This is a genomic window from Pseudodesulfovibrio profundus, from assembly GCF_900217235.1.
Classification (GTDB): domain Bacteria; phylum Desulfobacterota; class Desulfovibrionia; order Desulfovibrionales; family Desulfovibrionaceae; genus Pseudodesulfovibrio; species Pseudodesulfovibrio profundus.
The window spans coordinates 666,142-692,618 of the sequence record NZ_LT907975.1 but is presented as its reverse complement, the minus strand read 5'-3'; the positions used below and the strand labels follow the sequence as shown (position 1 = coordinate 692,618).

Below are 26,477 nucleotides of genomic sequence, written 5' to 3'. Positions count from 1 at the left end.
TGGTCCGAAGAACCGAGGCCACTTCTGTTTTTAAAGGAATGCGAGTGGCGTTTTAATAACAGCAATCCGCGAAGCCAGTTTAAACAACTGAAACAGTGGGTTAGAAGACATATGGGCTAGTTATCTGGTACAGCCCCTTGTTCTAAACAGTAGTGTCATGGAAAAAGTTATGGATTATTACTCAAATAATTCTGATAACAGCAAAATGATAAAGGCAGCTTTGGAGTCAAGTACTTATGAAGATCTAATGAGTTTTGCACAAGTCTATGAATACCAAGGCATGGCATTGAGATCAGTTTTAATGCATAAAAATGCATTTAATCCTCTTTCTGATAGTGTCTTAGAAAATGTAAAACAAGATTTTCTTGATGTACTAGAGGATGTTTTTAAGTTGTCTTTGTTTAAATTTATTGGTTTCTCCGGGGGATTTGATGATTTAAGAAGGTTTTCTCCTGCGCAGTTGGCTGGTGTTGAATATGCATTTATTGGTGACGCGTTAGATCGTTTGTATGTTCTTTATGTTTTTGAAAAAATAACTGGTAATTCTCTAGTAGAGAATGATGGATTAAAATTTGAAGATCTCCTCGCTCGTAAGTTTGGGCATTTGCTTTATGATGAGCTACTTCCGCAAAAGGTAGAAATTGATCTAAAATCGGTTGATGGAGTGTTTAGCTCTTTGCATAAAATAACACCAGATCAGCCTGAGCTTGATCTGCATAAAGATGTGAAAGAGTTATCGAGGATAGATCCTGACAAGAAGATTTCAGAAGACAATAAGAAAAAAATTATCGATATTTCAAATAGATACAATTTGGAGTTTGCCGCTCATGCAGCTTACGCACTAGGGTATACAGGGTATTATTCGGTTGTTGCAGACATAAGTGTTAAGGGTAAAAGACGGTATGTTTCAATAATGTGTCCTGTTAAGGGCGAGCATGATGGCACGTGTGTTGCTGAATTGGTAAATGACTTTACTGATCATATTACAAATCAATTCGATAAGTATTTGGTTGAAGTTCTGTATGTAAAAATTGATTGGATACCAATTACATCATTAGTTCCTATTCTAATAGTCTTTAGAGATGATGATTATGAAGCTGTTGAGCAATTTGCCAAAGCGCGAGAATTTGATCGTTGTGCTGTATTGTTGCAAAAAATATTAATGATGACAATGCGGAGACGAGGTGGAAAAACATACCATGATATTGATGATTATAATAATTATGGTTTTTGTGTGATGAATGCAGGAGGGTTAGAGAAGGCTGAAGTTGTTTTTAAAGACTGCAATGATGCACATATTGTCTCCAAGATTAACTATGCCTATTTGCAAATGTGCAAAATGAATTATATGAAGTCTAAAAAAATGTACAAGTCTTTGATTAAGCAGCTCACACCTGATTATGAATGCAGGTTTTTGAATTTGGCAATTGTACATGATGAAATTGAAAGTGCACAAACTGTTATTGAAGATGTAATTGCAAGAAATGTTGTTTGTTGGAATGCTGCTTTAATGAGCTCGTATTTACAAGAATCGAGACCTCTGCACGGCAAATCCCACACTTTTACTCTTTAACTATTTGATTTATTATGCTATTATTTCTCCATCCAAAGGAGGAAGGCATGGCTATTCGGCAGAAAGGACCTCGGTTGGGTGATTACTTCCTGGGGCACCGCAGAACCAAGACCACATTTCTGGATGAGATCAACGAACTCATCGACTGGCAGCCCATCAACGCCTTTCTGTGCAAGAAGATCAGGCGCAAGGCCAACGCCGTGGGCAATCCCGCCTATCCGCCTCTGGCGATGTTCAAGATTCTGCTCTTGCAGCGTTGGTACAACCTGAGTGATCCGGGCGTGGAGCAGGCGCTGCTCGACCGGCTCTCCTTTGTCAGATTTACCGGTTTTTCCATCGAGGACGACGTGCCGGACGAGACCACCATATGCCGTTTCCGTAACGGTTTGATCCGCCTGAAGGTGCTGGACTCCTTGCTCGACATGCTTAACCGCCAGCTTGAAGGACAAGGGCTTCTTGTCCGTGAGGGAGCCGTGGTGGACGCCTCGGTAGTCGAGTCGCAGCGGCGGCCGCGCAAGGTTATCGACGTGATGCCTGAGGACCGTTCCGAGGACGCCGAAGAACAGGATGGGCCGGTGGACTGCCGGGTCAGCTATTCGGATGACGAGGAGGCGGCCTGGCTCCGCAAGAGAAATCGGGCCTATTACGGCTACAAGCTCCATGCCGCGACGGACAGTCGAGACGGGTTTCTGCTCTGTGGTCACATCACTCCCGCGAACCATTCGGACACGGGCGAATTCGAGCGGCTCGTGAATGGCGTCGGCCTTGATCCCGGCGCACGGGTTTATGCGGACAAGGGCTATTGCAGCGGGAAGAACCGGGACATTCTGTTTGATCGCGATTTGGAGGACGGAACCATGGACAAGACGCCTCGTGGCGGCAGGCTGACAGACTTCGAAAAGACCCGCAACCGTGACATCAGCAGCATTCGGCAAATAGTCGAGCGGGCCTTCGGCACACTCAAACGTGGCTACGCATTCTTTCGGTCCCGATACGTGGGTCGTGAGAAGGTGGAGGGAGAGTTCCACATCCTCGCCATGGCGTTCAATTTGAAAAAAGCTGTTCGACTGGCGCGAGCCTGAAGGGAGAGGTGCGTCCAAAATCCGGCATTTCGGCCAGAAATGGCAGGAAAAGGCCGGGAATGAGCCCAAGCTGGGGTGCGGTCAGAACATCAAATTGGGTGCGGAGCGCAAGGCACGGACGCGAAAAGGGGATGCGCAGAGGTCTCTTCTAGTAATAGTGACAGTCCTTTTGATCATGTGTATATACTCGCAAATATTAATCTTGAGAGGAAAAGAGGAAGTCTATGCGTGATTTGGCTGAAAGCAAAAGGGTTCACTTAGCGATAGGTATTGGTGGGTTTCTTGTAGGTGTAATAGGATTAGTCTTTGCCGCATCTACATATTATAAATCATATGAAGATAATAAGAAAAGAGATCGTCAGGCTCAAATTGATAAGGCGGAGTCAAGAGAACAAATGGCGTTACTGCGGAAAGAGAATAGCAAGCAGACCCAAGAGATTTTGAAATTTAATAAAATGTTTGATGCAAGTGGGGTTCCAAGGGCCGCAACGAAGAGTTTAGAATTGTATTCTGATTGGGGCTGTACCAGATAACTCCTTTGGGTTATCGGTATGGCAATGCGAAAAAGTCGTTTGAGCAAGGACAAGCAGCTTCGTTTAATCGAACATTTTGTGGCTGGCACGACAGCTCGTTGCGCTGCCGATCTGGTTGGTGTGAACGTCAAAACAGCCGCCTATTACTTTCACCGGCTCCGGGAAATCATAGCGGTAGAAGAGTCCTGTGAAGGGATGGATTTTGGCGAATTTGAGGTCGATGAGAGCTACTTCGGTGGCAAGCGAAAGGGCAAAAGAGGACGTGGGGCGGCTGGTAAGGTTCCTGTTTTTGGAATCCTTAAAAGGGGCGGGAAGGTCTATACACAGGTGATTCCTGATGCGAAAGGTAAAACCTTGCTTCCCATTATTCAGGAAAGAATCCAGCCAGACAGTGTGGTTTACTCGGACTGCTGGTATGGCTACAATGTCCTTGATGTGTCAGCGTTCAAACACTTCCGAATCAACCACTCGAAGCTGTTTGCAGATAGCCACAACCACATCAATGGAATCGAGAATTTTTGGAACCAGGCCAAACGCCATATGAGGAAATTCAACGGCATTCCAACCAAGCATTTTTCTCTGTTTTTAAAGGAATGCGAGTGGCGTTTTAATAACAGCAATCCGCGAAGCCAGTTTAAACAACTGAAACAGTGGGTTAGAAGACATATGGGCTAGTTATCTGGTACAGCCCCTTCTGATTTTCTTAAAAATGAAGCCAAGGCGGCAGTTCACATGAGATTAAAAGAAGCTTCAGAAGCTCTTGAGAAAGAATATGAAAAGCATATAGCCATGGGGGAAGTAGCATACTCACAACAACAATATGGAGATGCTATGACGCACTTTATAGTAGCTTCATATTTCGATAAGGATGCTAATGAGCCTTCCTATTACATAGATAAAATAAGAGCTGAGAGTGGCTTAAATATTCATTATATGAATCATGAAATTAGTCTGGAAAAATCTGCTCCAGGTGCAAGGGTAATTCGAAAAGAAGGAATCGAGTTTGCGCTTGCAGAAAGCAGAAGGTCAGGGGATGTTGTTACATGTGACTTTAAGCTTGTGAATACTAATGATAAGGATGCGGTTTTTTCTTTTAAGGGAGAGACTGCAATTGTGTCGCAAGGAGGGGAAAAGTCTAATATTCAAAAAGTATGGATTTCTAATGAACTCAAGCATCCTGGATCGAAAATTATTCTCTCTAGCAATGAGGTGAGGACAATAAAAGCTAGGTTCATATTGCCGTCAAAAGAACAGGCTATGTCTCTTCAATCTCTTAAAGTGGTAGGGTATTGCAATGGCTCAGAAATTTCAATCAGTTATCCTGATGTGTTATTGCATGGTAGGAATGAGTCTAAAATTAAAAAAGAGCATTCAGACTTAGCTTTGGTGCTTCTAGGGCGTGAAAGGGAAGGTAATATGTTGATATTCAATATGATGGCTACAAATATGAAAAAGAATAGCCCTGTCACCATTACTGGTCTTGGAAATAGTAGGTACGAGAATCAAAGTGGTTTGGATTTAAAGCCAATTAAGCAGAAGTTGCGTGGGAAATTGGAGCATCCAGGGTCTCATATGAAATTAGCTCCCGAACAATCTCTTAAATTCGCAATGGTTTTTGAGAAAGACCGGAGAAATGACGTATCGTTTGGTAAGGGAAAAAGACTCATCATCAGGACTAAAATGTTTGATAGTGAACACTTTTTTGAGTTTGCACTTGATTAAAGGAAAGTTGTTAACAAAAAGGACCGGATATCCGGTCCTTTTTGTTAACAAGATTAATATAAATGAGAATTATCTTTACCTCCGTATGTAGTCTTGGCTGTCTCCGGTAAAGGTGATGAAGTATCTTCTCTTAGTGTGATATGAGGTGCCTTCCTGAAAGAATTTGTCGATGGCGTCAGTGTTTTGGAGCATGAGTCCATATTTCCCTTGTTCGGTATACTCTTGGTATTCATTTCGAGCATCACAATAAGCTGCAATCTCTTCTTCGAAAACGTGCTTGCCTAAGCGAGGGTATATGTATTCGATTAGAGAGTAGAGTGGCTCAATGAATTTAGACCCTTTGGATATTTCACTTATGAGCAAGGCGCATAGAAAACGGTGCTTAGCTCCGTACATACGCTCTGTGGTTATCGCCAGCGCCAGCGGATAGAAAATGACAAATTCGAATGTGAAGATGGAGCCATAGAGAAGCGGAGAATATTTATGAAAAGTGAAACTGAAGATTGCAGCTACACATGCAGCTAATGGGATAGCCCAATAAAACGGGACTAAGAGGTTAGAAGATAGTGGGATTGGTTTGAAGAATTTTGAAGACCTTCCAGGATTTGGTTTGAACGACTTCTTAGACATTGTGTTCCTTTGAGATGTTATATGTTTCAGAAAGTCTCATTGGTAAGCATCCTATATCATCTAATACCATTCGGTGGAACATAAGAACGAAATTGATTCTCGTGAGTATCCGGTGAGTATCCAAAAAAAAAGGCTTACAGAGTTAATCTGTAAGCCTTTGATTTTCTTGGTAGCGGGGATAGGACTTGAACCTATGACCTTCGGGTTATGAGCCCGACGAGCTACCAACTGCTCCACCCCGCGTCACCTGAGAAAGACGTTCTATGTGGACCCATGATTTTTGTCAATCACTTTTCTGGAAAAAGTTGAAATTAGTTTTTTATTGATAATTTTTCAGTGCATTTTCGTTCGGGGCGGTTGCAGTGGTTTACAACGGGCATCAAATTCCGTAATGCATCCTCGATATGAATAAGAAAGAAAAATTTTCCGTGGTGCTGCCGGTTTTCAATGAGCAGGACAACCTTGAGGAGCTCTTCTCTCAGGTCAAGAAAGCCGCAGATTCCACTGGCAGGGAATGGGAAGCCGTATTCGTGGATGATTGTTCCACCGACGGCAGCCTTCCTATTATACGTAGTCTGGCTGGATCGCATGATGAAGTGCGATATGTTGCTTTTGCCGAGAACCGGGGGCAGTCCGCCGCCTTTTGCGCAGGGTTCGACGCTGCCCAGAGCGGCATTGTCGTAACCATGGATGCGGATCTGCAAAACGATCCGGCTGATATTCCGAAGATGCTGGATATGCTCGGTGATGACTGTGACATGGTCATCGGCTGGCGTGCCAAGCGCAAGGATACGTTTATCAAGCGTGTTTCATCCAAGCTGGCCAATTCCATCCGCGATGCCATCGTCGATGACGGTGTCCATGATACCGGGTGTTCACTCAAGGTCATGCGCACGGAAATGTTGCTGAAATTGCCACGATTTAAAAACATGCACCGCTATTTCCCTATTCTGATGCTCAAGATCGGAGCACAGATCAAGGAAGTGAAGGTCAACCACCGTGAGAGATCCGCAGGTGTTTCCAAATACGGTACGCTTGATCGTGCTCTCGCTGGCATATATGACCTTATAGGTGTGCGTTGGCTCATCGATCGGCACATTGATTATGCCGTGAAAGAGAAAAAATAGCGCATGCAATTTCCCGCCTATTGGTGGCTTCTAGCCCTCTTGATTTGTCTCCAGGGGGCTTTTTTCGTTCGAATTACCATTGTACGTCTACAGCGGAAAGAGGTACAACCCCTCTCGCCGAGTGCGGCAGTCGTGTTGTATCTGTCAGCCATACTTGGGCTGGTGTACGCCGTTGTTCAGCGTGATCCCGTTTTTTTTCTGGGACAGGGCTGTCTGCTCGTAGTGTATTATCGAACGCAGCGATTGGAACAAGATAATGAATGATAGAGATAACAAGCTTGGCATGCGGGCCGTTGCCAAGGGACTGGTCATGCTGGCCGGTCTCGGCCTTGCCGTATACCTTGCACGGATGTTCGGCATTGGGGATATGCTCAAGAATACCCAATGGTTCAACGACCATGTCCTTGGCGAAGGTCCGCTGTCAGTGTTTATTTTTCTGGGCGTCGGTGCGCTGTTTACCGCAGTCGGGCTGCCTCGTCAGCTTGTTGGCTTTCTCGGTGGTTTCGCTTTTGGCATCGTGTGGGGAACGGTCCTGTCAACTCTTGGGTCTGGCTTGGGATGCGCGTTGGCATCCTGCTATGCCCGCTGGGGCGGTCGCGAACTCGTAGCCCGAAAGCTCGGTCACAGGATTCAACGCCTTGACGGATTTCTTCGGTATCGCCCGTTCAGGACCGCGCTGGCTATTCGATTTTTCCCACTGGGGAGCAATGCGTTGACCAACCTTGCAGCCGGGATCAGCTCCATTCCACTCGTCCCGTTCATCCTCGGTTCCACCATTGGATATACGCCTCAGAACTTCATTTTCGCCTTGTTTGGCGCAGGCATGAAAAAAGAATCCACCGTGGGAGTGGCTCTTTCGGTCAGTATGGGCATCGTTCTATTTGCCGTTTCAATATGGATCGGAATCGCTGTTTATCGTAGCTACAGAAAAGAAGCCCGCGAGGCGGGCTTGGTTATCGAGGACGATGATTAGCGGTCACACCGCATGAGTCGGCTCAGTCCGTAACGCCACAGCAGCCAGACCGCGACGCCTGTGACAACGCCATAAAGCCAGCCGGCCAGCACATCCGTTGGATAGTGTTTGCCGAGATACACACGAGAGTAGCCGACCACAAGCGGCAACAGAAGCGGCCACTTTTTCAGGCCCGGCCACAGGAACATGGTAAGAATAGCCAGGCACATGGTATTGGCGCTGTGAGCGGAAGGATAGGATGATCCCGCTTCCTTGGTCTGTACAAAGTCTGCAGGCCGCTGACGCCATTCGCCGTCTTCCTGAAAATGGGTCAGGGGGATTGCGTTGAGAGGGCGGACGCGCTTGACGCTTTTCTTGATGTGATTGCTGGTGGCATCGGTTACGCCGAGTCCCAGCACCAGGATGAGAAAGAGTAAAGCCTGACGTCTTCCCTTGAAGTACCAGGTCAACAAGAGGAGCAATGCCCCGACGCCGAACAGAACACTCTGTGACGAAATGATGGGCATGAATATATCAAGCGGCAGCGCACGCAGTTTCTGATTGATGAGAACCAACAAAGTGTGGTCGAGAGCCGGTGTCTGGAAAATCATGATACTCCTTGTTGTGAAAAACTCGGGAAATCAATAGCCTTCTTTGAATCGGTCCGCAATATCTCCGCCTTGTCAAAATCACGAAATTCATTCAAAAGGTACCCCTATGACGAAACCGACACACACATCGCGCATAGCCGTGACCATGCCACGCCTGAGTCAGTATGGCGGGGCAGAGTCCTTTGCCTGGCGTCTGTCCGCAGCGCTGGCCCAGCGCGGTCATGAAGTCGATTTTATTTGTGGGCGGTGCGAAGGCAATGCGCCCGAAGGGGTCAATCCGGTGGTGGTTGGCCGGTTCGGCGGTACTCGGCTGATCAAGCTTCTATGGTTCACTTTCATGTGCGCCCGGAAGCAGAAGCAGGGTGGATATGATCTGGTGTTCGGCATGGCCAACTCGCCCGATCAGGATATTTTACGCATCGGGGGCGGGCCGATTTCCGTCTTCTGGCAGTTGTCCAAGCAGGCATGGCCCGCAGGAGCAGCACGTTCATTCAAGATGCTGCGGCGGCGGCTCAATCCTACCAACTGGGTGATGCATAAGCTGGACAATCTGCGTATGCGGCGTACCAAAAAAGTGGTGGCCGTGTCGCATTTTGTGCGCGATCTCATTTTACAGGCGCATCCCTATCGGACGCCGGAGTCCATCGAAGTCATTTATAATCGCCCGGACCTGTCCAAATTCTCTCAGCCCACGGATGAGGAGCGAGCCGCCTTGCGTCAGCAGGCCGGAATTGAGCAGGGGCGTGTCGTCATAGGTACAGCCGCCACCAATTTCGCTCTCAAGGGAGTGCGGCAGTTGATTACTGCATTGGCGGACTTGCCCGAACACTTCGAGCTTCACATTGCCGGAGGTCGACGCCCGGATAAGTATATCCGGCTCGCGCAGAAGCTGGGTGTCGAAGATCGCGTCCGTTTCCTGGGCAAGGTCGATGACATGGCGTCGTTTTATCGTCGGATAGATATTTTCATCCTTGCCACGTTCTATGATGCCTGTTCCAATGCCGTGCTTGAAGCGTTGGCATGTGGCTGTCGGGTGGCTTCGAGTGCCCGCAATGGAAGTGCATATTTCCTGCCCGATTCTCATGTCTTTCCAGACCCCGCAGATGTTCCTGCAATGACAGCACTGCTTCGCAAAATGGAGAAGGAGGAGCGCCCCGTCGAATTTCAGTGGCCTTCCGACGTTCCTTCGGGTATAGACCCATTCATTTCAATTATTGAATCAATGGTTTCGAAATAATGAAGGTCATGTTTCTGGTCCCGCACGGGACACGTCGCTCTCAGGCGCGGTATCGCGTTTCGCCCCTCGTCCGCTATTGGTCCGAGAAGGGGATTGATGCATTCTGGAAAGAAATGCCGCAAGGCCTGTATGCGCGGTATTCTTTCTTCAGCCGACTGCCGCATGCAGATGTGGTGGTCGTGCATCGTGAGCTATTGTCTTCCTACGAACTTGGCATAGTACGTCGATTGAGCAGGAAGCTGGTATTCGACTGTGCTGATGCTGTCTGGGCGCTTCCGGCTGCCGGTCAGGGGATCATGGCGTCGCGGAATCGATTGGAGCGCGGTTTTCAGCGGATGTGCCAGGGGGCGGATGTTTGTGTTGTAGACAACAAGGCATTGGCCGAAGAAGCTGCCAAATACCAGGATCAGGTGCACGTCGTCACAACCCCAATCGATGTGGAGCATTTTGTTCCGGGGAATGGTGGCAAGAACGGCGGACCGACACTGGTGGGCTGGTGCGGTAATTGTGACAATCAATCCTATGCCGAGCAGGTAATGGGAACGCTGACGCCGCTGACTGGAAGTGTGCAGTTCTCGATTCTGTCAAAAGAGCCGTATGCCGGTCCAGCCCGTGAATACGCCATGTGGACGTCGTGGACTCCGGGGCGTGAAGTCAGCCATCTCCAGGCCATGGATATCGGCCTCGTGCCGGTTCCATCAGATAACAACGGACAGGTCGGAAATGGTATCGAGGCTCTGAAGCTCATGTCCCTCGGGCTGCCTGTGATTGCATCCGATGTAGGCGTTCATGCCGAAATGATCGATCATGGTGTCGATGGATATCTTGTGCGGGATGAAGGGGATTGGGCAAAGTATGTCAAGGTTCTCGCTGACCAGCCCGATCTGCGCCGTCGTATGGGCGAACAGGCCCGAAAGAAAATGGTTGAACACCACGCTCTCGATATTATTGCCCCGCAACTGCGGCGTGTGCTCGGGGTGTAGAGAGACCATTGCTCAACCCGTAATCGGGCGTCAAATCTTCCACTTGCCATGTCTGAGGCGGATTATACGGACAGAGTCGACTGACGTTATTCGGCTATTCGTCTTCAATCGACTTGAGATACCCGTCAAAGTACTCGATGGTTTTCTCAAGCCCCTGTCGTAACGGAACTGTCGGCTCCCATCCCATGGCTTTCTTCGCCAGGGAAATGTCCGGCTTGCGTTGCATCGGGTCATCGGATGGAAGGTCTTTGAAGACGATCTTCGATTTGGAACCCACCAGATCAATGACGTTTTCTGCCAGTTCAAGAATGGTGAATTCTCCGGGGTTACCCAGATTCATGGGACCGGTGAATTCGTCCGGCGTGTCTTCCATGAAGCGGATAATTCCTGTTACCAGATCATCTACATAACAAAAGCTGCGCGTCTGCTCTCCCTTGCCATAGACCGTGATATCCTCGCCGCGAAGGGCCTGAACCACGAAGTTGGACACCACGCGCCCGTCGTCCATGGCCATGCGTGGGCCGTAGGTGTTGAAAATGCGCCCGACCTTGATTCGCAGGTTGTGCTGTCGATTGTAATCGAAAAAGAGCGTTTCAGCACAGCGCTTGCCTTCGTCGTAGCAGGAGCGCAGGCCGATGGGGTTCACATTACCCCAATAGCTTTCTGTTTGCGGATGTACCTCGGGGTCTCCGTATACTTCGCTTGTGGAAGCCTGAAATATCTTTGCCTTGATGCGTTTCGCCAGTCCCAGCATGTTGATGGCGCCGTGTACGCTGGTCTTGGTGGTCTGCACCGGGTCATGCTGATAGTGGATCGGGGATGCCGGGCAGGCAAGGTTGTAGATTTCATCCACTTCGACATAGAGAGGAAACGTTACGTCGTGGCGTAGAATCTCGAAATATGGATTATCCATGAGGTGCAGGATGCTCTCCTTGCGCCCGGTGAAAAAATTATCCACACAGATGACTTCCCGCCCTTTGGAGAGAAGCTGTTCGCAAAGGTGCGAGCCGAGAAAGCCGGAGCCGCCGGTGACGAGAACGCGTTTTCTATTCATGGATATCACGTTGTAAAAAAAGTGTCGCTTTGTCAATGGGCTGGAGGGATGGGAGTCTCTTTTGCCCCTTGCTTTTACCTGCTGAATGTATTCTTTGTATTGATGTTGTTAAAAAATGATGCAAAACCTTGATCTCTTGGCAGTACCATGACAGGTATGTAAGAATAATGATTATCAGCGAGTGAGTAGTATGGTTGTCAATATAGTCGAGTGTTTGAGTGGTGCACAAAAAGCCCGTGGGCTGGTTGTGGTGATCGACGTGTTCCGGGCCTTTTCCGTGGCGTGCTACGCTGTGGAAAACGGGGCGGAGGATTATTACGCCGTGGGTGATGTGGAGCTGGCTCGCTCCCTTGCCAAAGAACACAACGGGGTGCTGGTCGGCGAACGTGATTGCATCAAGATCGAGGGATTTGACTATGGCAATTCTCCCACAGAAATTGAATCCGTTGATTTTACCGGTAAAACGTTGGTTCACACGACCAGCGCCGGTACACAGGGGCTGGTCAATGCCGTGCATGCTGATGAAATCATTACCGGTTCATTCGTCAATGCCGATGCGATCGTCCGCTACATTCGCGCTAAGAATCCGGAACTGGTGACAGTGGTTGCCATGGGGACCGGCGGTGTCATGCGCGCTCAGGAAGACATGATGTGCGGCATGTATATCAAGAATGAACTCGATGAGTATCCAAACTCATTTGAAACACTGAAGACATTTCTTGCCGGGGTTGATAGTGCGGAAAAGTTTTTTGATCCTGAGAAAACCTACGCCCCGGAAAAAGATTTTGAGCTCTGCATGGATCTTGATCGGTTCGATTTCGTGCTCGGAGCCACACCAAATGACGATGGTTCCGTGCGGTTACGAAAAATAACGGTAGCGGACGTATAAATCCTTTAGAGTACCTTTCATGAGCCAAGCTATGCAGAAAGTCCTCATAGTTGATGATTCACAGACAAATCTTGCCCTCCTGGAGCACATGTTGCTGCGGGAGGGGTGTGAGATTGTTTCGGCAGAGTCCGGTCAGCAGGCCATTGAGCTTGTCGCGGAACATGATTTTGCATTGATCCTGCTCGATATACAGATGCCGGAAATGAACGGCTATGAGACCGCCAACCGCATCAAGCTTCTTGAGCGCGGGAAGCATGTTCCGATAATATTCATTACGGCCATTTTTCAGGATGAAGAGAATGTGCGGCAGGGGTATCAAACCGGAGCCGTGGATTATCTTTTTCGGCCTGTCGATGTGGAGATGCTCAAGAGCAAGGTGAAGGTCTTTCTTCAGATGAATGCGCAAAAGCAGCGTCTGGAGCAGGAGATAGAAGAGCGCAAGAAACAGGATGCGACGGTCAGTCTCAGCGAGTTGAAATATCGGGCCATGTTCGAGCGATCTGTGGAAGGACTCTTCCGCGCTTCCGTGGAAGGGACGTTCCTGGAAGTGAACCCCGCCATGGTTCAGATTCTTGGCTATGATTCCGTTGAGGAAGTGATCAACGTGGAAGGGATGCGGCAACGGATCATGCCCAATATCCATGACCAGCAGACGTACCTGGAAACTCTTCGTCGTGACGGCTTTGTCGCCAATTTTGAATTTCTTGCCAAACGCAAGGATGATGAAACCATCTGGTGTTCGGAAAGTTCCCGCCTGGTTGGGGCCGAAGATGGTAAGGAATATATAGAGAGACCTCTGCACGGCAAATCCCACACTTTTACTCTTTAACTATTTGATTTATTATGCTATTATTTCTCCATCCAAAGGAGGAAGGCATGGCTATTCGGCAGAAAGGACCTCGGTTGGGTGATTACTTCCTGGGGCACCGCAGAACCAAGACCACATTTCTGGATGAGATCAACGAACTCATCGACTGGCAGCCCATCAACGCCTTTCTGTGCAAGAAGATCAGGCGCAAGGCCAACGCCGTGGGCAATCCCGCCTATCCGCCTCTGGCGATGTTCAAGATTCTGCTCTTGCAGCGTTGGTACAACCTGAGTGATCCGGGCGTGGAGCAGGCGCTGCTCGACCGGCTCTCCTTTGTCAGATTTACCGGTTTTTCCATCGAGGACGACGTGCCGGACGAGACCACCATATGCCGTTTCCGTAACGGTTTGATCCGCCTGAAGGTGCTGGACTCCTTGCTCGACATGCTTAACCGCCAGCTTGAAGGACAAGGGCTTCTTGTCCGTGAGGGAGCCGTGGTGGACGCCTCGGTAGTCGAGTCGCAGCGGCGGCCGCGCAAGGTTATCGACGTGATGCCTGAGGACCGTTCCGAGGACGCCGAAGAACAGGATGGGCCGGTGGACTGCCGGGTCAGCTATTCGGATGACGAGGAGGCGGCCTGGCTCCGCAAGAGAAATCGGGCCTATTACGGCTACAAGCTCCATGCCGCGACGGACAGTCGAGACGGGTTTCTGCTCTGTGGTCACATCACTCCCGCGAACCATTCGGACACGGGCGAATTCGAGCGGCTCGTGAATGGCGTCGGCCTTGATCCCGGCGCACGGGTTTATGCGGACAAGGGCTATTGCAGCGGGAAGAACCGGGACATTCTGTTTGATCGCGATTTGGAGGACGGAACCATGGACAAGACGCCTCGTGGCGGCAGGCTGACAGACTTCGAAAAGACCCGCAACCGTGACATCAGCAGCATTCGGCAAATAGTCGAGCGGGCCTTCGGCACACTCAAACGTGGCTACGCATTCTTTCGGTCCCGATACGTGGGTCGTGAGAAGGTGGAGGGAGAGTTCCACATCCTCGCCATGGCGTTCAATTTGAAAAAAGCTGTTCGACTGGCGCGAGCCTGAAGGGAGAGGTGCGTCCAAAATCCGGCATTTCGGCCAGAAATGGCAGGAAAAGGCCGGGAATGAGCCCAAGCTGGGGTGCGGTCAGAACATCAAATTGGGTGCGGAGCGCAAGGCACGGACGCGAAAAGGGGATGCGCAGAGGTCTCGAGAGGCTTGTCGTTTTATACGGCAAGCCTCTTGTCGTTAATTCCGTATTTATGATAACGAATCTTGTAATTGGAATAGAATAGCCACCGCTCTTCATGTTCTACATGGGCGGTTCACATTAGGAGGAAAGGAGTTCATGGCTGATTTGAAAAGCTGGAGTCAGGACGAAATAGTCCGGATGCGGCGTGAGATGGATCGTTTGTTTGATGATTTGTGTACCGACTTCGATTTGCCGTCCATGGTTTGTCGCATGACAGGGGATTTGGAACTTCGAGAAGAAGGTGGAACGCTCATCGTTCATATGGAAATGGGGAATATGAACCCGGAGGATGTGAACGTGACTGTCCACGAGCGAGATTTAATCATTTCTACTCATTCCGTTGAAGTCAGTGAGGGCAGAAGAGAAACAAGGACATTCAGAAAGGAAGTTAAGTTACCTTGCATTATTCGCCCCGATAAAGTGGTGGCAGAGTTCGACGACGGAATCCTTGAGGTGCGACTACCCAAGTGTCCGACCCAGAGTGGTCAAAAGATTCAAATCAAGAAAAAGTAGGGAGCCTGCGAATGCCGACAAAGAAGACACCCAATGAAGTTCCCGTTGAAAAAATGAAATGGACCCTTAACTCAAAGCAACTCAAAATTAAAACAACGGATGACCTTGAACCCCTTACCGATATCATAGGGCAGAAGCGTGGAGTGGAAGCCTTCCGATTTGGTATGGGAATGGTAAAGAAAGGGTATAATATTTTTGTGACAGGGCAACCTGGCACGGCGCGTCTGGATACAGTCAAAAAAATGCTGGGTGAGATGGCTGACAAGGCTAAAACGCCTTGTGACCTGTGTTATGTTAATAATTTCAAACACCCGGAAGCACCCATTTTATTGCGTTTCAAGTCTGGGGAAGGCAGCAAGTTCAAAAAGGACATGCAGGACTTTTTAGACAATGTGAAACGGGAAGTTCCACAGCTGTTTGAAAGTGAAGACTATATCGCTCGCAAAAATCAGATTGCCGAAGCTCATGAGAAAAAGATCATGGCATTTTATCAAGCCATTGAAGATCAGGTGAAGGATACCGGGCTGGTAGTAGTCCGAATGCAAATGGGGCCCATTCAGCGCCCGGATGTGGTTCCTTTGGTTGATGGTGAGCCAAAGCGGTTGATTGAATTGGAGGAGATGGTTGAGAAAGGTAGATTCCCCAAAGATGAATATGAGCGACTTAAGGCGAAGCGGCTTGAGCTTAAAGAAGAGATCGACAACATAGTCAATGAACTCAAAAATCTACAGAAAGAGGTGGTTAAAAAACATGATGAGATCGACAGGCTCATGTTCACATCGCTTGCTGAAGATTTCCTGAAACCTTTGAGGGAAAAGTATCCAGATAAAAAAGTTCTAAGGTATTTGGATAGTGTGCTTGAGAATATGGCTGATGAGCTTGATGCCATTAAGGCTCTCGGTGGCCCACCCAAGCAGGGACCTTTCCCTGGCATGATGATGGGAGGTCCTTCTCCTGAAATGGTTTTCAGACCCTATCAAGTCAATTTATTGGTTGATAATGTTGAATCCGAGGGACCGCCTGTCATAGTCGAGTCCTACCCGACGTATCGTAATTTGTTTGGAAGTATTGAACGGGTTCAGGACCGAACTGGTGGGTGGCAGACCGACTTCTCGAAAATTAAAGCCGGCTCTTTTGTAAAAGCCAATGGCGGGTATCTGGTTATCAATCTGATGGATGCCATTTTTGAGCCGGGCGTATGGCAAACACTCAAGCGCTCTCTGAAAACCGAGCAGATCGAAATCGAGACATATGATCCCTACTACTTCATCAGCGCGACAGGGTTAAAGCCTGAGCCTATTGATATGGACGTCAAAGTCGTTGTTCTGGGTAGTCCATATCTTTACATGATGCTTAAGCATTACGACGAGGATGTTCCCAAAATATTCAAGGTTCGTGCTGACTATGAATCCAGTATGGATATTAATGATGACTCCGTTCACCAGTTTGCTCGATTCATTAAAAGCGAAGTGGACAAGTACGAACTGAAGCCCTTTGATATCAGTGGAATCTCAGCTGTCATGGAAGAGGGCGTTCGATGGGCTGGACGACAGGAGAAAATATCTACGGCCTTCCCTGGACTCAGTGACTTGATCAGTGAAGCAGATTATTTTGCTTCTCGGTCTGACAGTGAAATCATCACTGCCGAACATGTGAAGGAAGCGGTGTATGCCAAGGTGTACCGCTCCAATCAGATCGAAGAGCGTATTCAGGAGATGATTGACCGTGGCAGTCTGTTTGTGGATACGGACGGCGAGGCTGTAGGACAGGTCAACGGTCTGGCTGTCTATTCAATGGGTGACTACGCCTTTGGAAAACCCGCTCGGATTACGGCTGTTACAGCTCTCGGCAAGGAAGGTATTATTAATATTGAGCGTGAAGCGGATATGTCCGGGCCAACGCATAATAAGGGGATGCTGATCCTTTCCGGGTATCTCAGGAGTCGTTTTGCCCAGGATAAGCCGCTTTCATTGGCCGCAAGTATCGCCTTCGAACAGTCGTATGGTGGTATCGATGGTGATTCCGCATCTTCGACCGAGCTGTATGCGCTCCTGTCCAGCCTTTCAGGGAAGCCGTTGCGTCAGGATGTCGCCGTGACAGGGTCTGTGAATCAGAATGGAGAGGTTCAGCCCATCGGTGGCGTAAATGAGAAAATCGAAGGGTTCTTCCTTTGTTGTAAGAATGCTGGTCTGACAGGCAAGCAGGGCGTGATGATTCCACATCCGAACGTGAAGGATTTGATGCTTCGCGATGAGGTGATCGACGCTGTCAAAGATGGAAAGTTCCACATTTGGGCGGTCAAGACCATTGATGAAGGAATCAAAATTCTGACAGGCGTAAACGCTGGAAGACGTGGTAAAAACGGCAAGTATCCCAAGAATTCCATTAATGGCTTGGTTGATGAAAAACTGAAGAGCCTTGTTGATGAATTGATGGCGTATGGGAAGGATGAAGACGACAAAAAGTCCAATAAAGCGACTTCTAAAAAGAAGTCTTCTTCAAAAAAGAAGTGACTAAGTAGTAATTAGTCACGTATGGAAGGGGTTGTGATTTTATACGCAACCCCTTTTTATAGTGAGAGTAAAATGAATTTGTTAAGAATGAATATCTGGAGAAAATTGATTCTCGGTGGTTATGTATTAAGCATAATCGGGCTGTTTGCCATTGACTGGGGGTACAACTTTCACATCGGTCATGTTGTTCGTATCACAATCGGAGCTGCAGCTTTTTGGCTTGCCGTCGACAGGTTGTAAATCAAAGTAAATTGGGATCTGGTCTTGACGAAGGGTAGTATTCCGAATATGAAAATTATTAATTAAATCAAAAAGGTTTTTTTATGCGTACTTTCGACAACAATATCCTTCTTCCCAACTCCGTCCTAGTGGTCGGCGTATCTGTAGTAGTGCAGGTAGTAGTAGGTGATGTCGAAATGGACGCACCATAGTGGGATTGTTGCATAAATAGAGTATCAAAACCCCGCCGGTGCAGACCGGCGGGGTTTTTCTTTACCTGCCGGGCCGGCGAGCTAGGAGGCGAAGATGAAACTCAATGGCGCGGAAATCATTATCAAATTGTTGGAGAGGCAAGGGATTTCGACAATAGCCGGAATTCCTGGTGGCGCGAATCTGCCCATGTACGATGCACTGGGCAAAAGTGAGAAAATTCAGCACATTTTAACACGACACGAGCAAGGGGCAGGGTTCATAGCTCAAGGGATGGCTCGAGTAACTGGAAAACCCGCCGTATTTTTCGCTACTTCTGGGCCAGGTGCAACAAACACGCTGACTGCGATTGCAGACGCCAAGCTCGATTCAATACCCATTATTTGCATCACCGGCCAGGTCCCACTGAACATGATAGGAACAGACGCTTTCCAGGAAGTTGACACATATGGACTGAGCGTTCCTATCACAAAACATAATTATCTTGTCCGCTCCATAGAAGAGTTGTTTGACGTTATTCCCAATGCTTTCAGAGTTGCCTGTTCCGGTAGGCCTGGCCCTGTAGTTGTGGATATCCCCAAAGACGTGCAGACAGCGATATACGAGTTTGAATCCTGGCCAGAGCCAGGATGTAGAAATGACTGTACCGATGTTCTTGGTGCAGAAGTTTGCAAGGCGGCAAAGATGATAAACGAAGCTCAGAGTCCAATTTTGTATCTGGGTGGGGGAGTCATTCAATCCGGGGCGTCGGAGCAAGCCGTTGAGTTGGCGGAAACAGGGGCTATACCAACAGCCACATCACTTATGGGACTGGGTGTTATTCCTTCTTCCCACCCTCTGAACCTTGGAATGTTAGGTATGCACGCAGCCCGATATACGAATATGGCGTTGGAGCAGTGCGATCTGCTTATAGCTGTCGGTGTTCGTTTCGATGACAGGGCGACCGGTAAAGTTGCTAAGTTCTGTCCACAAGCCAAAATCATACATATCGATATCGATCCCAGTGAGTTGGATAAAATAAAGACTGCGCACGCTTCTGTCACTGGCGATATCGCCGAGGTCCTGAAATCGTTGATTCCGATGATCCAATCGAAGGATAGGGCAAATTGGTTGGACCAAATTGAAAACCTGAAAGAAGTGCACCCCATGATTATCCCTGGTGCCGATACTGCGACATCTCCGTACGGTGTCATTTGCAAGGCGGCTGAACTTGCAGGAGATGATGTTATAGTCTGTACGGATGTGGGACAGCATCAGATGCGTACGGCACAGGCATATCCGTTCTCTAAGCCTCGTCGCTGGTTGACCTCTGGTGGATTGGGGACGATGGGGTTTGGCGTACCTGCGGCTATTGGAGCGGCTTTGGCCTCACCTGATAGCACTGTTCTTTGTTTCACTGGCGATGGTTCGATAATGATGAATATTCAGGATCTGGCAACCGCCATGGAAAATGATGTTAACATTAAGATAATTTTGACTAATAATAATGCACTTGGTCTTGTGCGTCAGCAGCAGGATTTGTTTTATGGCAAGCGCTATTACGCTTCTGATTACCAGAAGCGGGTTGACTTTGTGACCATTGCCAAAGGGTTTGGCATAGCAACCTATGACTTTGCTGATGAAGGCAATCCGGAGGATATGCTTGCAGAAGCTTTGAGTACGAGAGGGCCGGCACTTATTCATGTACCAATAAGTGCGGATGAACCTGTGTACCCCATGGTTCCTCCTGGGGCTGCCAATTCGGAAATGATTGGAGGTGAAAACCATGCCTAAGCAAACTGTTCTTGAACTGACTGTGAATAACCATCCCGGCGTCATGTCACACATTTGCGGGCTTTTTGCCCGTAGAGCATACAACGTCGAGGGTATTGCCTGTATGCCCGTCAATGGTGGAAAGATTAGTAAAATTTGGCTGCTTGTTGATGTGGCCCAGCCCTTGGATCAGATGGTCAAGCAAGTTGATAAGTTGGAAGACGTAATAGTTGTTGAGCGGCACGACAGTGGGCATGAGGTGTTCAAGGGGATTGCCCAACTCGTTTGATCAGTACTTTTTCATTTGAAGTGCAATATCCAAAAACGTTTCGGTAGCAATGTTTGCCGAAACGTTTTTTATTTTCTTGTCCTTCTTTTGTGTTGAAAAAAGTTTTGACTCTAAAGAAATGGACGTAAGTGCCGATAGGTAAGTTGGGATAGCATAAATTCCCTGTGGAGAACCTATGGCATTGTCGGATGTAGAAAGAAGTCTTCTGTTTAATTATTCTCAACAGCTCCTGCAACAGGATATGTTGACGAATCAACTGTTTGCTGGCTCCAAGGTCGGCCAAGACCTTCGATCACTTGTCCTTGGCGATTCCAACAAGGCAACTACTTTTACCAATCCCTTCGAAGAAGCCATCAGTGGGCGGTTGCGATCAGATTCTGAGACAACTCGGCAGGCTGGTCGAAATGTAGGTGAAGCCGCCTCAATGATGGGTATTGCTCGAAGCAGTATGTCCACCATCGTTGATACCCTTGAATCAATGGAATCCATAATTGAAGATATTGAAGCGGGAAATCTGAGTCCTACAAGTTCAGTTGTTCAAGGAGACTATAATGACCTCCGCGACAAGATTACCGGTTTGATTTCTTCAACGGATTATAACGGGATATACTTTCTGGATAGCACCCAGTGGGGGACTGAGCAGATTAATGCTTCTGGTCAGGTTCATATACAATCCAATGACGACAGTGGGTTCAATGTCAATTTTCATGCAGTGGATGCTGGCACTTCGTCTGTGGATTGGTCTGATTTGAGTGGTGCCGCCCTCAATGGATCGATAGCGACACAAAAGAGCTATGTTGACAGCTTGAAGCAGTGGGCGAGTTCTATCGAGGATATGTACGGAACCAAAGAGGATGCACTTGCCAGTCAACAGATCAATCTGGAAAGTCAGGCACAACTTCTCGATAGTGCCGCCCAAATGCGGAAGCCATCTGACCCGGATTACTCATTGGAAAAGCTGCTCGCTGATCTCATTGTTCGTGAAACAGGAACTATTTATGACACAAATGGATAGCCGAGCTAACTGATCATTCTGACGCTGTTGAACTAAGTAATAGTAAAAGAAAATCGCCCTTCGTGAGAAAGGCGATTTTCTTTAATATATGGAGCTGACGAGCAGGATTGAACTGCCTACCTCATCCTTACCAAGGATGCGCTCTACCGATTGAGCTACGTCAGCTTTCCGTCTTTTTCGAAGAACGGTGAGTCGAATATTTCGTCGACTCACCAGGGTCATTCTTCGTTTGGTCGGGATGAGAGGATTTGAACCTCCGACCCCTTGAACCCCATTCAAGTGCGCTCCCAGGCTGCGCTACATCCCGACGCGAAGTGAGTGTCTATCTGTGGGCGGCTCGATTGTCAATGCTTTTTTTATAAAAAAATGCAACATGATGATTTTTTTATGATTCGTAAGCATAATCCAGAAGGGGCCTTTTGACCAAAATCGACCGGATAATTAAAAAACAACCCCATTTTATAATGGTTTTTTGCACCATGAATGTATATTACTTAGTTTATCGACGCTGTGCAGGGACTCGTTTTCGCTGCTCCTGCCAGCCAAGTTTGTAATTACGTACAATAATCCTCAATAACTCGGGGGAAGTATAATGGCCGACGACGTATTGAAAGACATCAATCAGTTTTTGACCTTTACTCTTGGAAAAGAAATTTTTGCTTTGGACATCGGGACGGTGAGAGAAGTCCTTGAGTTGACTTCTATCACTAAAATTCCCCGCACCCCTGATTACATGCGTGGTGTAATCAACTTGCGCGGACACGCCGTGCCGGTTGTGGACATGCGCTTGAAATTGGGAATGTCCAAGGGAGAGGATACAGTAGATACCTGTATCATCATAGTCGAAATTGAATTCGACGGTGAGTTCACCATCATGGGAGCTCTTGTTGATTCCGTACGCGAAGTATTCGAAATGATGCCTGACACCATTGAGCCTGCTCCGAAGATGGGCGCAGCTATTAATGCTGAGTACATCAAGGGTATGGGCCGCCAGAATGAACAGTTCATCATTATCATCGATATCAACAAGATATTCTCGGCCGAAGAGCTCGCAATGGCCAAAGACATAGCAAGTCTCGGTGGCGGCGCAGATATGCCCGTTGAGGATGCCTCTGCCGCAACTATAACTCTGTAGTTCAAGTAGACTCAAAGAATGAAGCCTCTGCTCCAGATGGAGCAGAGGCTTTTGTTGTTTTGATGATGAGCTTTGCGGGTTGATGGGGGATGAATTAGGCAACACATGGCTTGGCTAGTCCATGTTCTCCCAGTTATACATTTTATCCCACACGATTTTTCCCTGACTTTTTTTGTACTTGCGGAGCAGAACGTACACTGCCCCGGCTCCTCCGTCTTTGGGTTGGGCAGTACAAAAAGCGAGCACCACGCGTTTGAGCGGGTCGTGGGTCAGCCAGGTTTCAGTTTCTCTTCGTAATATGGATTGTCCTCCTGGGGAGTTCTTTCCGCGGCCAGTGACAATCAATACACATCGGTGTCCCTGAAGGTAGCTTTCGCGCAAGAAGAAAAGGAGGTTCTCCTTGGCTTGATCCAGTGTCATCCCATGCAGGTCGAGATGAGCAGCGACGCTGAGGGAACCTGATTTCAGTTGTTGAAATGTTTTGATGTCCAGTCCTCGGACATAGCCATACATATATTCTTCCGTGTACTCCAATTCAAACTCAACCTCTCCACGGAGAAAGCGTTTCAGGTCGTTTTTGGCTCTTTCTTCAGGGTCAGGTATGTTTTGATTGGCTGAAGGAGATGTTGTTGGAGCAACTTGCCGTCCGCCTTTCCCTTCCATCTGCTTGACTCCCTGCATGGCTGAAAGAAAAATTTCTTCTTCCTTTGCTTCGTCATGCTCTTCAGGTTCAGGCTCTTTCTTTTTTTTCTTCTCGTACGGGAGAGAGTAGACGTCCTTCTTTTCTTTTTTAAATGCCAAAGATTTGAGGTCGTTTAAGTTCTTAATTGGTTTTTTTTTGCCCATCTATCGCTCCGCTCGTATTGCTGATGTGATTTGAATGCTTATTGTACCATACAGGTTTTAAAAACAGACTGTTTGGTTCCGTATCATTTGACGATTCACTGGACTTCCAAAGCAGCCTTAAGTAAGAGCCTTTTTTGCAAACAGACTCTTAAAGTGAGGAACTACATGCTGACCATAGAAGACTTGCATGTCAATATTGGCGACAAACAGGTCCTTGACGGGATCAATCTTGAAATAAAGGAAGGCGAGACCTTTATCTTGTTTGGACCTAACGGTTCCGGCAAAACGTCTCTCCTCATGACTCTGATGGGATTCGCCGGTTATGAAGTAACCAAAGGGCGAATCTACTTCAAAGGACAGGACATCACCGAGGCTCCCATGTATGAGAGAGCTCGTCTTGGAGTAGGGATGTCTTTCCAGCGACCGCCTACAATTCATGGTTTGCGCACCAGACATTTAGTCAAGATGTGTGCACGCAAAGGCGAGGTCAATCCTGACATGCTGGCTGATATTGTCAATATGACGGATTTCCTTGATCGTGATATCAACTCCGGTTTTTCCGGTGGTGAAATCAAGCGTTCGGAGCTGCTCCAGCTCATGGCGCAGCAGCCTGACCTTGTGCTTTTTGACGAGCCTGAATCCGGTGTAGACATGGAGAACATGCAGCTGGTTGGTAAGGTTGCTCGAGATGTTCTGGATGGCAACTTCAACGTTGCTCCTGATCTGAGTCTCAAAGAGCGGAAAGAGCGGACCAGGACTGCCGGTTTGATCATTACACATACCGGATACATTCTTGATTACGTTAATGCTGATCGTGGCCAGGTCTTGTATAAAGGACATCTTTGCTGTGAAGGGCGCCCACGTGATATTCTCGATCACATCCGTGAGCATGGCTATCAGGAATGTGTGCGTTGCATGAACTAGCCGCGCTCTAGAAGGATTATCATAATGAAAGAAATCGATCTGTCAGAATTCAAGTTTCAGGGGCTCGAACAGGAGGCCTTGCAGGACCTCAACGACCTTTCCGAGGAAGATAAGGAACAACTGCTCATGGCAGGTGTTGTTTCCGACCTCTCCACTCGATCCGCGTCCTATTTGCAAATGGACCAGTCCGCTGTGCATTGCAGTTCCAAAAACGACGATGTCGAAATCATGGACATCAAGGATGCACTGAAAAAATATGACGGTCTGGAAGAGTATTTCTGGACGTTGGTGGACAAGGATAAGGATGAATTTACCCGTTCCGCTTACGAAAACCTGCACGGCGGCTACTTTATCCGCGTCAAGGCAGGGGCCAAGGTCAAGGAACCAATCCAGTCCTGCCTGATGCTCAAGTCTGAAAACGTTGGTCAGAATGTTCATAACATTGTGATCATTGAAGAAGGTGCCGAAGCTCACATTATTACCGGTTGTTCGGTTGCACACGGCACCAAGGCCGGAGCTCACCTCGGTATTTCCGAGTTCTTTGTCAAAAAAGATGCCTCTCTCACATTCACTATGGTTCACAACTGGAGCGAAAATGTAGCAGTACGTCCTCGCTCTGCCGGTGTGGTGGAAGAGGGCGGCAAGTTTCTGTCGAACTATGTCCTGCTTAAGCCGGTTAAGGATCTTCAGATGTACCCCAGTATTGAAATGAATGGTCCTAACTCTGTGGCTCGTTTCAATTCTGTCGTTGTGGCGCCAAAAGGATCTCATTTGGACATGGGTAACCGAGTCGTCATGAACGCGCCGAATACACGGTGTGAGATCATTGCAAGGACCATCGCAACCGGTGGTACTATTATTAACCGTGGTCATATTGGCGCTCACTACACTCCGAGCAAGGGGCACCTCGAGTGTCAGGGCCTCATACTCGGCGATGGTCGGATTTGGGCAATCCCCGAACTCGACGGTTCGACCGAGGGAGTAGAGCTGTCGCATGAGGCTTCGGTTGGTAAAATTGCGCAAGACGAGATCGAATACCTTATGGCTCGAGGAATGGATGAAGACGAAGCGACGTCTACCATTGTTCGTGGCTTTCTGAATACGGACATCATGGGACTTCCAGAGAAGCTTCAGAAGGAAATCGACAAGCAGATTGAAGAGCTGCAAGCTTCAGACGCTATGTAACTAGCGACAATATATGCTTCGTAAAAAGGCGGGACAATGTGTCTCGCCTTTTTTTATTCAATTAATGACGTTTTATCTGCTAGTTAAGGATGAGCGTTTCTGGGGGATGCTAATGAAGACATGGAGTTAACATGACACTCTTAATGGGTAGGGTTATGAAAAGGTTAAATGAATACTTGAAGAAATAGCGTAGGCATACTAATTACTTTGAAGTTGGAATATGGTGTCGAATATAATTTATGATGAGAAGAGAGGGGCTGATGTCTAAGAAAGACAAGATACTTGTTGCCGCCCAGGAGCTGTTTGCAAAAAGCGGATATGCCGGAACTACCATGAAAATGGTGGCAGAAGAGGCAGAGGTGGCATCCGGTCTGGTCTTTCACTATTTCGACAACAAGGAAAACCTCTTCATGGCCGCAGGAAGTGAACTGATTGATACGATGATCTTGTACCTGCGCGATAGAATTGCAGACTCAGCAAATGGTTGTGAAGCGCTTGGGGCATTTGTCGAAGCGTATCTTGAGTTTACAATTGTTAATGAAAAGACTTTCCCCACTTTGATTCGATGCTCACCATTTAGCGACGATAATCCTGATTTGGATAGGAAAAAAATTGGCGCGAAATTTCGAGAATTGATCGATATGGTTGAAGAAATACTTCTTCGAGGTATCGAAGATGGTTCAATCGTCGATCTACCTGTGACGCAAACGGCGTTCATGGTCTACGCGAATATTGTTGGTGCTGTGCGAACCCGTTTTCTTGCTCCGTATGAGATACCTGGACTGTATGATGAGGCTCGGGATTTCATTTTGCGCAGCGTTCAGACGCCACGCTTGATTGCATCTTGATTGTGATTTAAAATCCTTCCTTATGCCTGGATACAAAGGACATTTGGCCGGCGGGCTTTTCTTTGCCTGCATGGGGCTTGTTGGTGCGGTATTGCTCGGCTGGTGGGTTTTCAATCCGATATCAGCCAGTGCCCTGATATGTTTTTGCCTGCTTGGCGCGTTATTTCCCGATGTTGATACGGATTCTAAAGGACAAAATCTGTACTATGTTGTTTTCGCGCTATTGGACTTGGGGTTGATTCTGAAGAAATATTACATGTGGTCTGCATGGCTGGGCTTTTTTGCCATGCTGCCGGCAATTGGCTCTCACCGAGGATGGACACATACATGGTGGGCAATGCTTTTGGTGCCGGTGCCAATTGTAGCGCTTCCGGTCCTGATTCACGGGATAGATCGATTCGCAGACTTCATTCCATTTTATTTAGCGTTTGCAACAGGATATTTCTCTCACCTCTTATTGGATGGAGAGTTTTGCTAACCAATAAAAGAGCCACTCTCTCAGAGAGTGGCTCTTTTGGTGTGGTAAGCTCTTTTTAT

Annotated in this window: 27 protein-coding genes, 3 tRNA genes and 1 pseudogene; 24 read left to right on the top strand and 7 right to left on the bottom strand. The window is 47.9% G+C overall.

Annotated features, from left to right (window positions below; translation table 11 throughout):
• Positions 1–24: 24 nt before the first annotated feature.
• From DPRO_RS20445 to DPRO_RS03370, 6 genes and pseudogenes are all read left to right on the top strand, one after another.
• Positions 25–120: pseudogene (locus DPRO_RS20445) on the top strand (IS1595 family transposase); the annotation flags it as partial.
• A 37-nt stretch (positions 121–157) separates the two neighbouring features.
• Positions 158–1,573, top strand: coding sequence for a hypothetical protein (locus DPRO_RS03390; protein WP_157917354.1), 1,416 nt, complete (start codon positions 158–160; stop codon positions 1,571–1,573).
• 14 nt (positions 1,574–1,587) lie between these two features.
• Positions 1,588–2,655 carry an IS5 family transposase gene (locus tag DPRO_RS03385; RefSeq protein WP_097010253.1) on the top strand — a complete coding sequence of 356 codons (1,068 nt, stop codon included), beginning with the start codon at positions 1,588–1,590 and terminating at the stop codon, positions 2,653–2,655.
• A gap of 224 nt (positions 2,656–2,879) precedes the next feature.
• Complete coding sequence (locus DPRO_RS03380; RefSeq protein WP_097010789.1) at positions 2,880–3,188, top strand: hypothetical protein; 309 nt, start codon at positions 2,880–2,882, stop codon at positions 3,186–3,188.
• 24 nt (positions 3,189–3,212) lie between these two features.
• On the top strand, positions 3,213–3,863 hold the full coding sequence (locus tag DPRO_RS03375; protein ID WP_097012874.1) for an IS1595 family transposase: 651 nt from the start codon (positions 3,213–3,215) through the stop codon (positions 3,861–3,863).
• Positions 3,864–3,920: 57 nt separating this feature from the next.
• Positions 3,921–4,910 carry a hypothetical protein gene (locus tag DPRO_RS03370; protein ID WP_097010788.1) on the top strand — a complete coding sequence of 330 codons (990 nt, stop codon included), beginning with the start codon at positions 3,921–3,923 and terminating at the stop codon, positions 4,908–4,910.
• A 75-nt stretch (positions 4,911–4,985) separates the two neighbouring features.
• On the opposite strand, the gene DPRO_RS03365 is transcribed toward DPRO_RS03370, so the two are convergent.
• Positions 4,986–5,540 (bottom strand): hypothetical protein, encoded by a 555-nt coding sequence (locus DPRO_RS03365; protein ID WP_097010787.1) that lies wholly within the window; start codon positions 5,538–5,540, stop codon positions 4,986–4,988.
• A gap of 167 nt (positions 5,541–5,707) precedes the next feature.
• A tRNA-Met gene (locus DPRO_RS03360) sits at positions 5,708–5,783 on the bottom strand.
• Positions 5,784–5,944: 161 nt separating this feature from the next.
• Here DPRO_RS03360 and DPRO_RS03355 point away from each other — a divergent pair.
• Together DPRO_RS03355 and DPRO_RS03345 are read left to right on the top strand one after the other, a co-directional pair.
• Complete coding sequence (locus DPRO_RS03355) at positions 5,945–6,667, top strand: glycosyltransferase family 2 protein (protein WP_097010786.1); 723 nt, start codon at positions 5,945–5,947, stop codon at positions 6,665–6,667.
• A gap of 256 nt (positions 6,668–6,923) precedes the next feature.
• A complete protein-coding gene (locus DPRO_RS03345; RefSeq protein ID WP_097010784.1) occupies positions 6,924–7,640 on the top strand; it encodes a TVP38/TMEM64 family protein in 717 nt (238 codons plus the stop codon).
• Here DPRO_RS03345 and DPRO_RS03340 read toward each other — a convergent pair.
• Positions 7,637–8,230, bottom strand: a complete 594-nt coding sequence (locus tag DPRO_RS03340) for a phosphatase PAP2 family protein (protein WP_097010783.1) — start codon at positions 8,228–8,230, stop codon at positions 7,637–7,639. The genes DPRO_RS03345 and DPRO_RS03340 overlap by 4 nt on opposite strands.
• 106 nt (positions 8,231–8,336) lie before the next feature.
• Here DPRO_RS03340 and DPRO_RS03335 point away from each other — a divergent pair, with 106 nt between their 5' ends.
• Together DPRO_RS03335 and DPRO_RS03330 are read left to right on the top strand one after the other, a co-directional pair.
• Positions 8,337–9,467: a glycosyltransferase family 4 protein gene (locus tag DPRO_RS03335; RefSeq protein ID WP_097010782.1), complete on the top strand. Its 1,131-nt coding sequence runs from the start codon at positions 8,337–8,339 to the stop codon at positions 9,465–9,467.
• Complete coding sequence (locus DPRO_RS03330) at positions 9,467–10,450, top strand: glycosyltransferase family 4 protein (RefSeq protein ID WP_097010781.1); 984 nt, start codon at positions 9,467–9,469, stop codon at positions 10,448–10,450. Before DPRO_RS03335 ends, DPRO_RS03330 begins: the two co-directional genes overlap by 1 nt.
• A gap of 94 nt (positions 10,451–10,544) precedes the next feature.
• Here DPRO_RS03330 and DPRO_RS03325 read toward each other — a convergent pair whose 3' ends face one another.
• Positions 10,545–11,504, bottom strand: a complete 960-nt coding sequence (locus DPRO_RS03325; protein ID WP_097013628.1) for a UDP-glucuronic acid decarboxylase family protein — start codon at positions 11,502–11,504, stop codon at positions 10,545–10,547.
• Between the two features lie 190 nt (positions 11,505–11,694).
• Between DPRO_RS03325 and DPRO_RS03320 the strand changes: the two genes are divergently transcribed.
• From DPRO_RS03320 to DPRO_RS03280, 9 genes are all read left to right on the top strand, one after another.
• A complete protein-coding gene (locus DPRO_RS03320; RefSeq protein WP_097010780.1) occupies positions 11,695–12,393 on the top strand; it encodes a 2-phosphosulfolactate phosphatase in 699 nt (232 codons plus the stop codon).
• Between the two features lie 31 nt (positions 12,394–12,424).
• Positions 12,425–13,222, top strand: coding sequence for a response regulator (locus DPRO_RS03315; protein ID WP_232005692.1), 798 nt, complete (start codon positions 12,425–12,427; stop codon positions 13,220–13,222).
• Positions 13,223–13,236: 14 nt separating this feature from the next.
• Positions 13,237–14,304, top strand: coding sequence for an IS5 family transposase (locus tag DPRO_RS03310; protein ID WP_097010253.1), 1,068 nt, complete (start codon positions 13,237–13,239; stop codon positions 14,302–14,304).
• A gap of 283 nt (positions 14,305–14,587) precedes the next feature.
• Positions 14,588–15,004, top strand: a complete 417-nt coding sequence (locus tag DPRO_RS03305; RefSeq protein ID WP_097010778.1) for an Hsp20/alpha crystallin family protein — start codon at positions 14,588–14,590, stop codon at positions 15,002–15,004.
• Between the two features lie 11 nt (positions 15,005–15,015).
• Positions 15,016–17,517, top strand: a complete 2,502-nt coding sequence (locus DPRO_RS03300; RefSeq protein WP_097010777.1) for a Lon protease family protein — start codon at positions 15,016–15,018, stop codon at positions 17,515–17,517.
• Positions 17,518–17,550: 33 nt separating this feature from the next.
• Positions 17,551–17,757 carry a hypothetical protein gene (locus DPRO_RS03295; RefSeq protein WP_157917353.1) on the top strand — a complete coding sequence of 69 codons (207 nt, stop codon included), beginning with the start codon at positions 17,551–17,553 and terminating at the stop codon, positions 17,755–17,757.
• A gap of 285 nt (positions 17,758–18,042) precedes the next feature.
• Positions 18,043–19,719 (top strand): acetolactate synthase large subunit, encoded by a 1,677-nt coding sequence (gene ilvB, locus DPRO_RS03290; protein WP_097010775.1) that lies wholly within the window; start codon positions 18,043–18,045, stop codon positions 19,717–19,719.
• The gene (gene ilvN / locus DPRO_RS03285) at positions 19,712–19,987 is read left to right on the top strand and encodes an acetolactate synthase small subunit (protein WP_097010774.1); all 276 of its coding nucleotides are present in this window, start codon (positions 19,712–19,714) and stop codon (positions 19,985–19,987) included. The genes ilvB and ilvN overlap by 8 nt, the downstream gene beginning before the upstream one ends.
• Positions 19,988–20,162: 175 nt before the next feature.
• Complete coding sequence (locus DPRO_RS03280) at positions 20,163–21,002, top strand: flagellin (protein ID WP_097010773.1); 840 nt, start codon at positions 20,163–20,165, stop codon at positions 21,000–21,002.
• Between the two features lie 89 nt (positions 21,003–21,091).
• Here the strand turns inward: DPRO_RS03280 and DPRO_RS03275 are convergent.
• A tRNA-Thr gene (locus tag DPRO_RS03275) sits at positions 21,092–21,167 on the bottom strand.
• Positions 21,168–21,232: 65 nt separating this feature from the next.
• A tRNA-Pro gene (locus DPRO_RS03270) sits at positions 21,233–21,309 on the bottom strand.
• 285 nt (positions 21,310–21,594) lie between these two features.
• On the opposite strand from DPRO_RS03270, the gene DPRO_RS03265 reads away from it, so the two are divergent.
• Positions 21,595–22,137 carry a chemotaxis protein CheW gene (locus tag DPRO_RS03265; RefSeq protein WP_097010772.1) on the top strand — a complete coding sequence of 181 codons (543 nt, stop codon included), beginning with the start codon at positions 21,595–21,597 and terminating at the stop codon, positions 22,135–22,137.
• Between the two features lie 114 nt (positions 22,138–22,251).
• Here DPRO_RS03265 and DPRO_RS03260 read toward each other — a convergent pair whose 3' ends face one another.
• The gene (locus tag DPRO_RS03260) at positions 22,252–22,983 is read right to left on the bottom strand and encodes a Smr/MutS family protein (protein ID WP_097010771.1); all 732 of its coding nucleotides are present in this window, start codon (positions 22,981–22,983) and stop codon (positions 22,252–22,254) included.
• 165 nt (positions 22,984–23,148) lie between these two features.
• Between DPRO_RS03260 and DPRO_RS03255 the strand changes: the two genes are divergently transcribed.
• The 4 genes from DPRO_RS03255 (at position 23,149) to DPRO_RS03240 (ending at position 26,418) form a co-directional block, all read left to right on the top strand.
• Positions 23,149–23,907, top strand: a complete 759-nt coding sequence (locus tag DPRO_RS03255; RefSeq protein WP_097010770.1) for an ABC transporter ATP-binding protein — start codon at positions 23,149–23,151, stop codon at positions 23,905–23,907.
• 24 nt (positions 23,908–23,931) lie between these two features.
• Positions 23,932–25,092, top strand: a complete 1,161-nt coding sequence (locus tag DPRO_RS03250) for a SufB/SufD family protein (protein ID WP_097010769.1) — start codon at positions 23,932–23,934, stop codon at positions 25,090–25,092.
• A 260-nt stretch (positions 25,093–25,352) separates the two neighbouring features.
• Entirely contained in the window at positions 25,353–25,940 is a 588-nt protein-coding gene (locus tag DPRO_RS03245) for a TetR/AcrR family transcriptional regulator (protein WP_097010768.1), read from the top strand.
• 22 nt (positions 25,941–25,962) lie between these two features.
• On the top strand, positions 25,963–26,418 hold the full coding sequence (locus DPRO_RS03240; RefSeq protein WP_097010767.1) for a metal-dependent hydrolase: 456 nt from the start codon (positions 25,963–25,965) through the stop codon (positions 26,416–26,418).
• Positions 26,419–26,477: the final 59 nt, after the last annotated feature.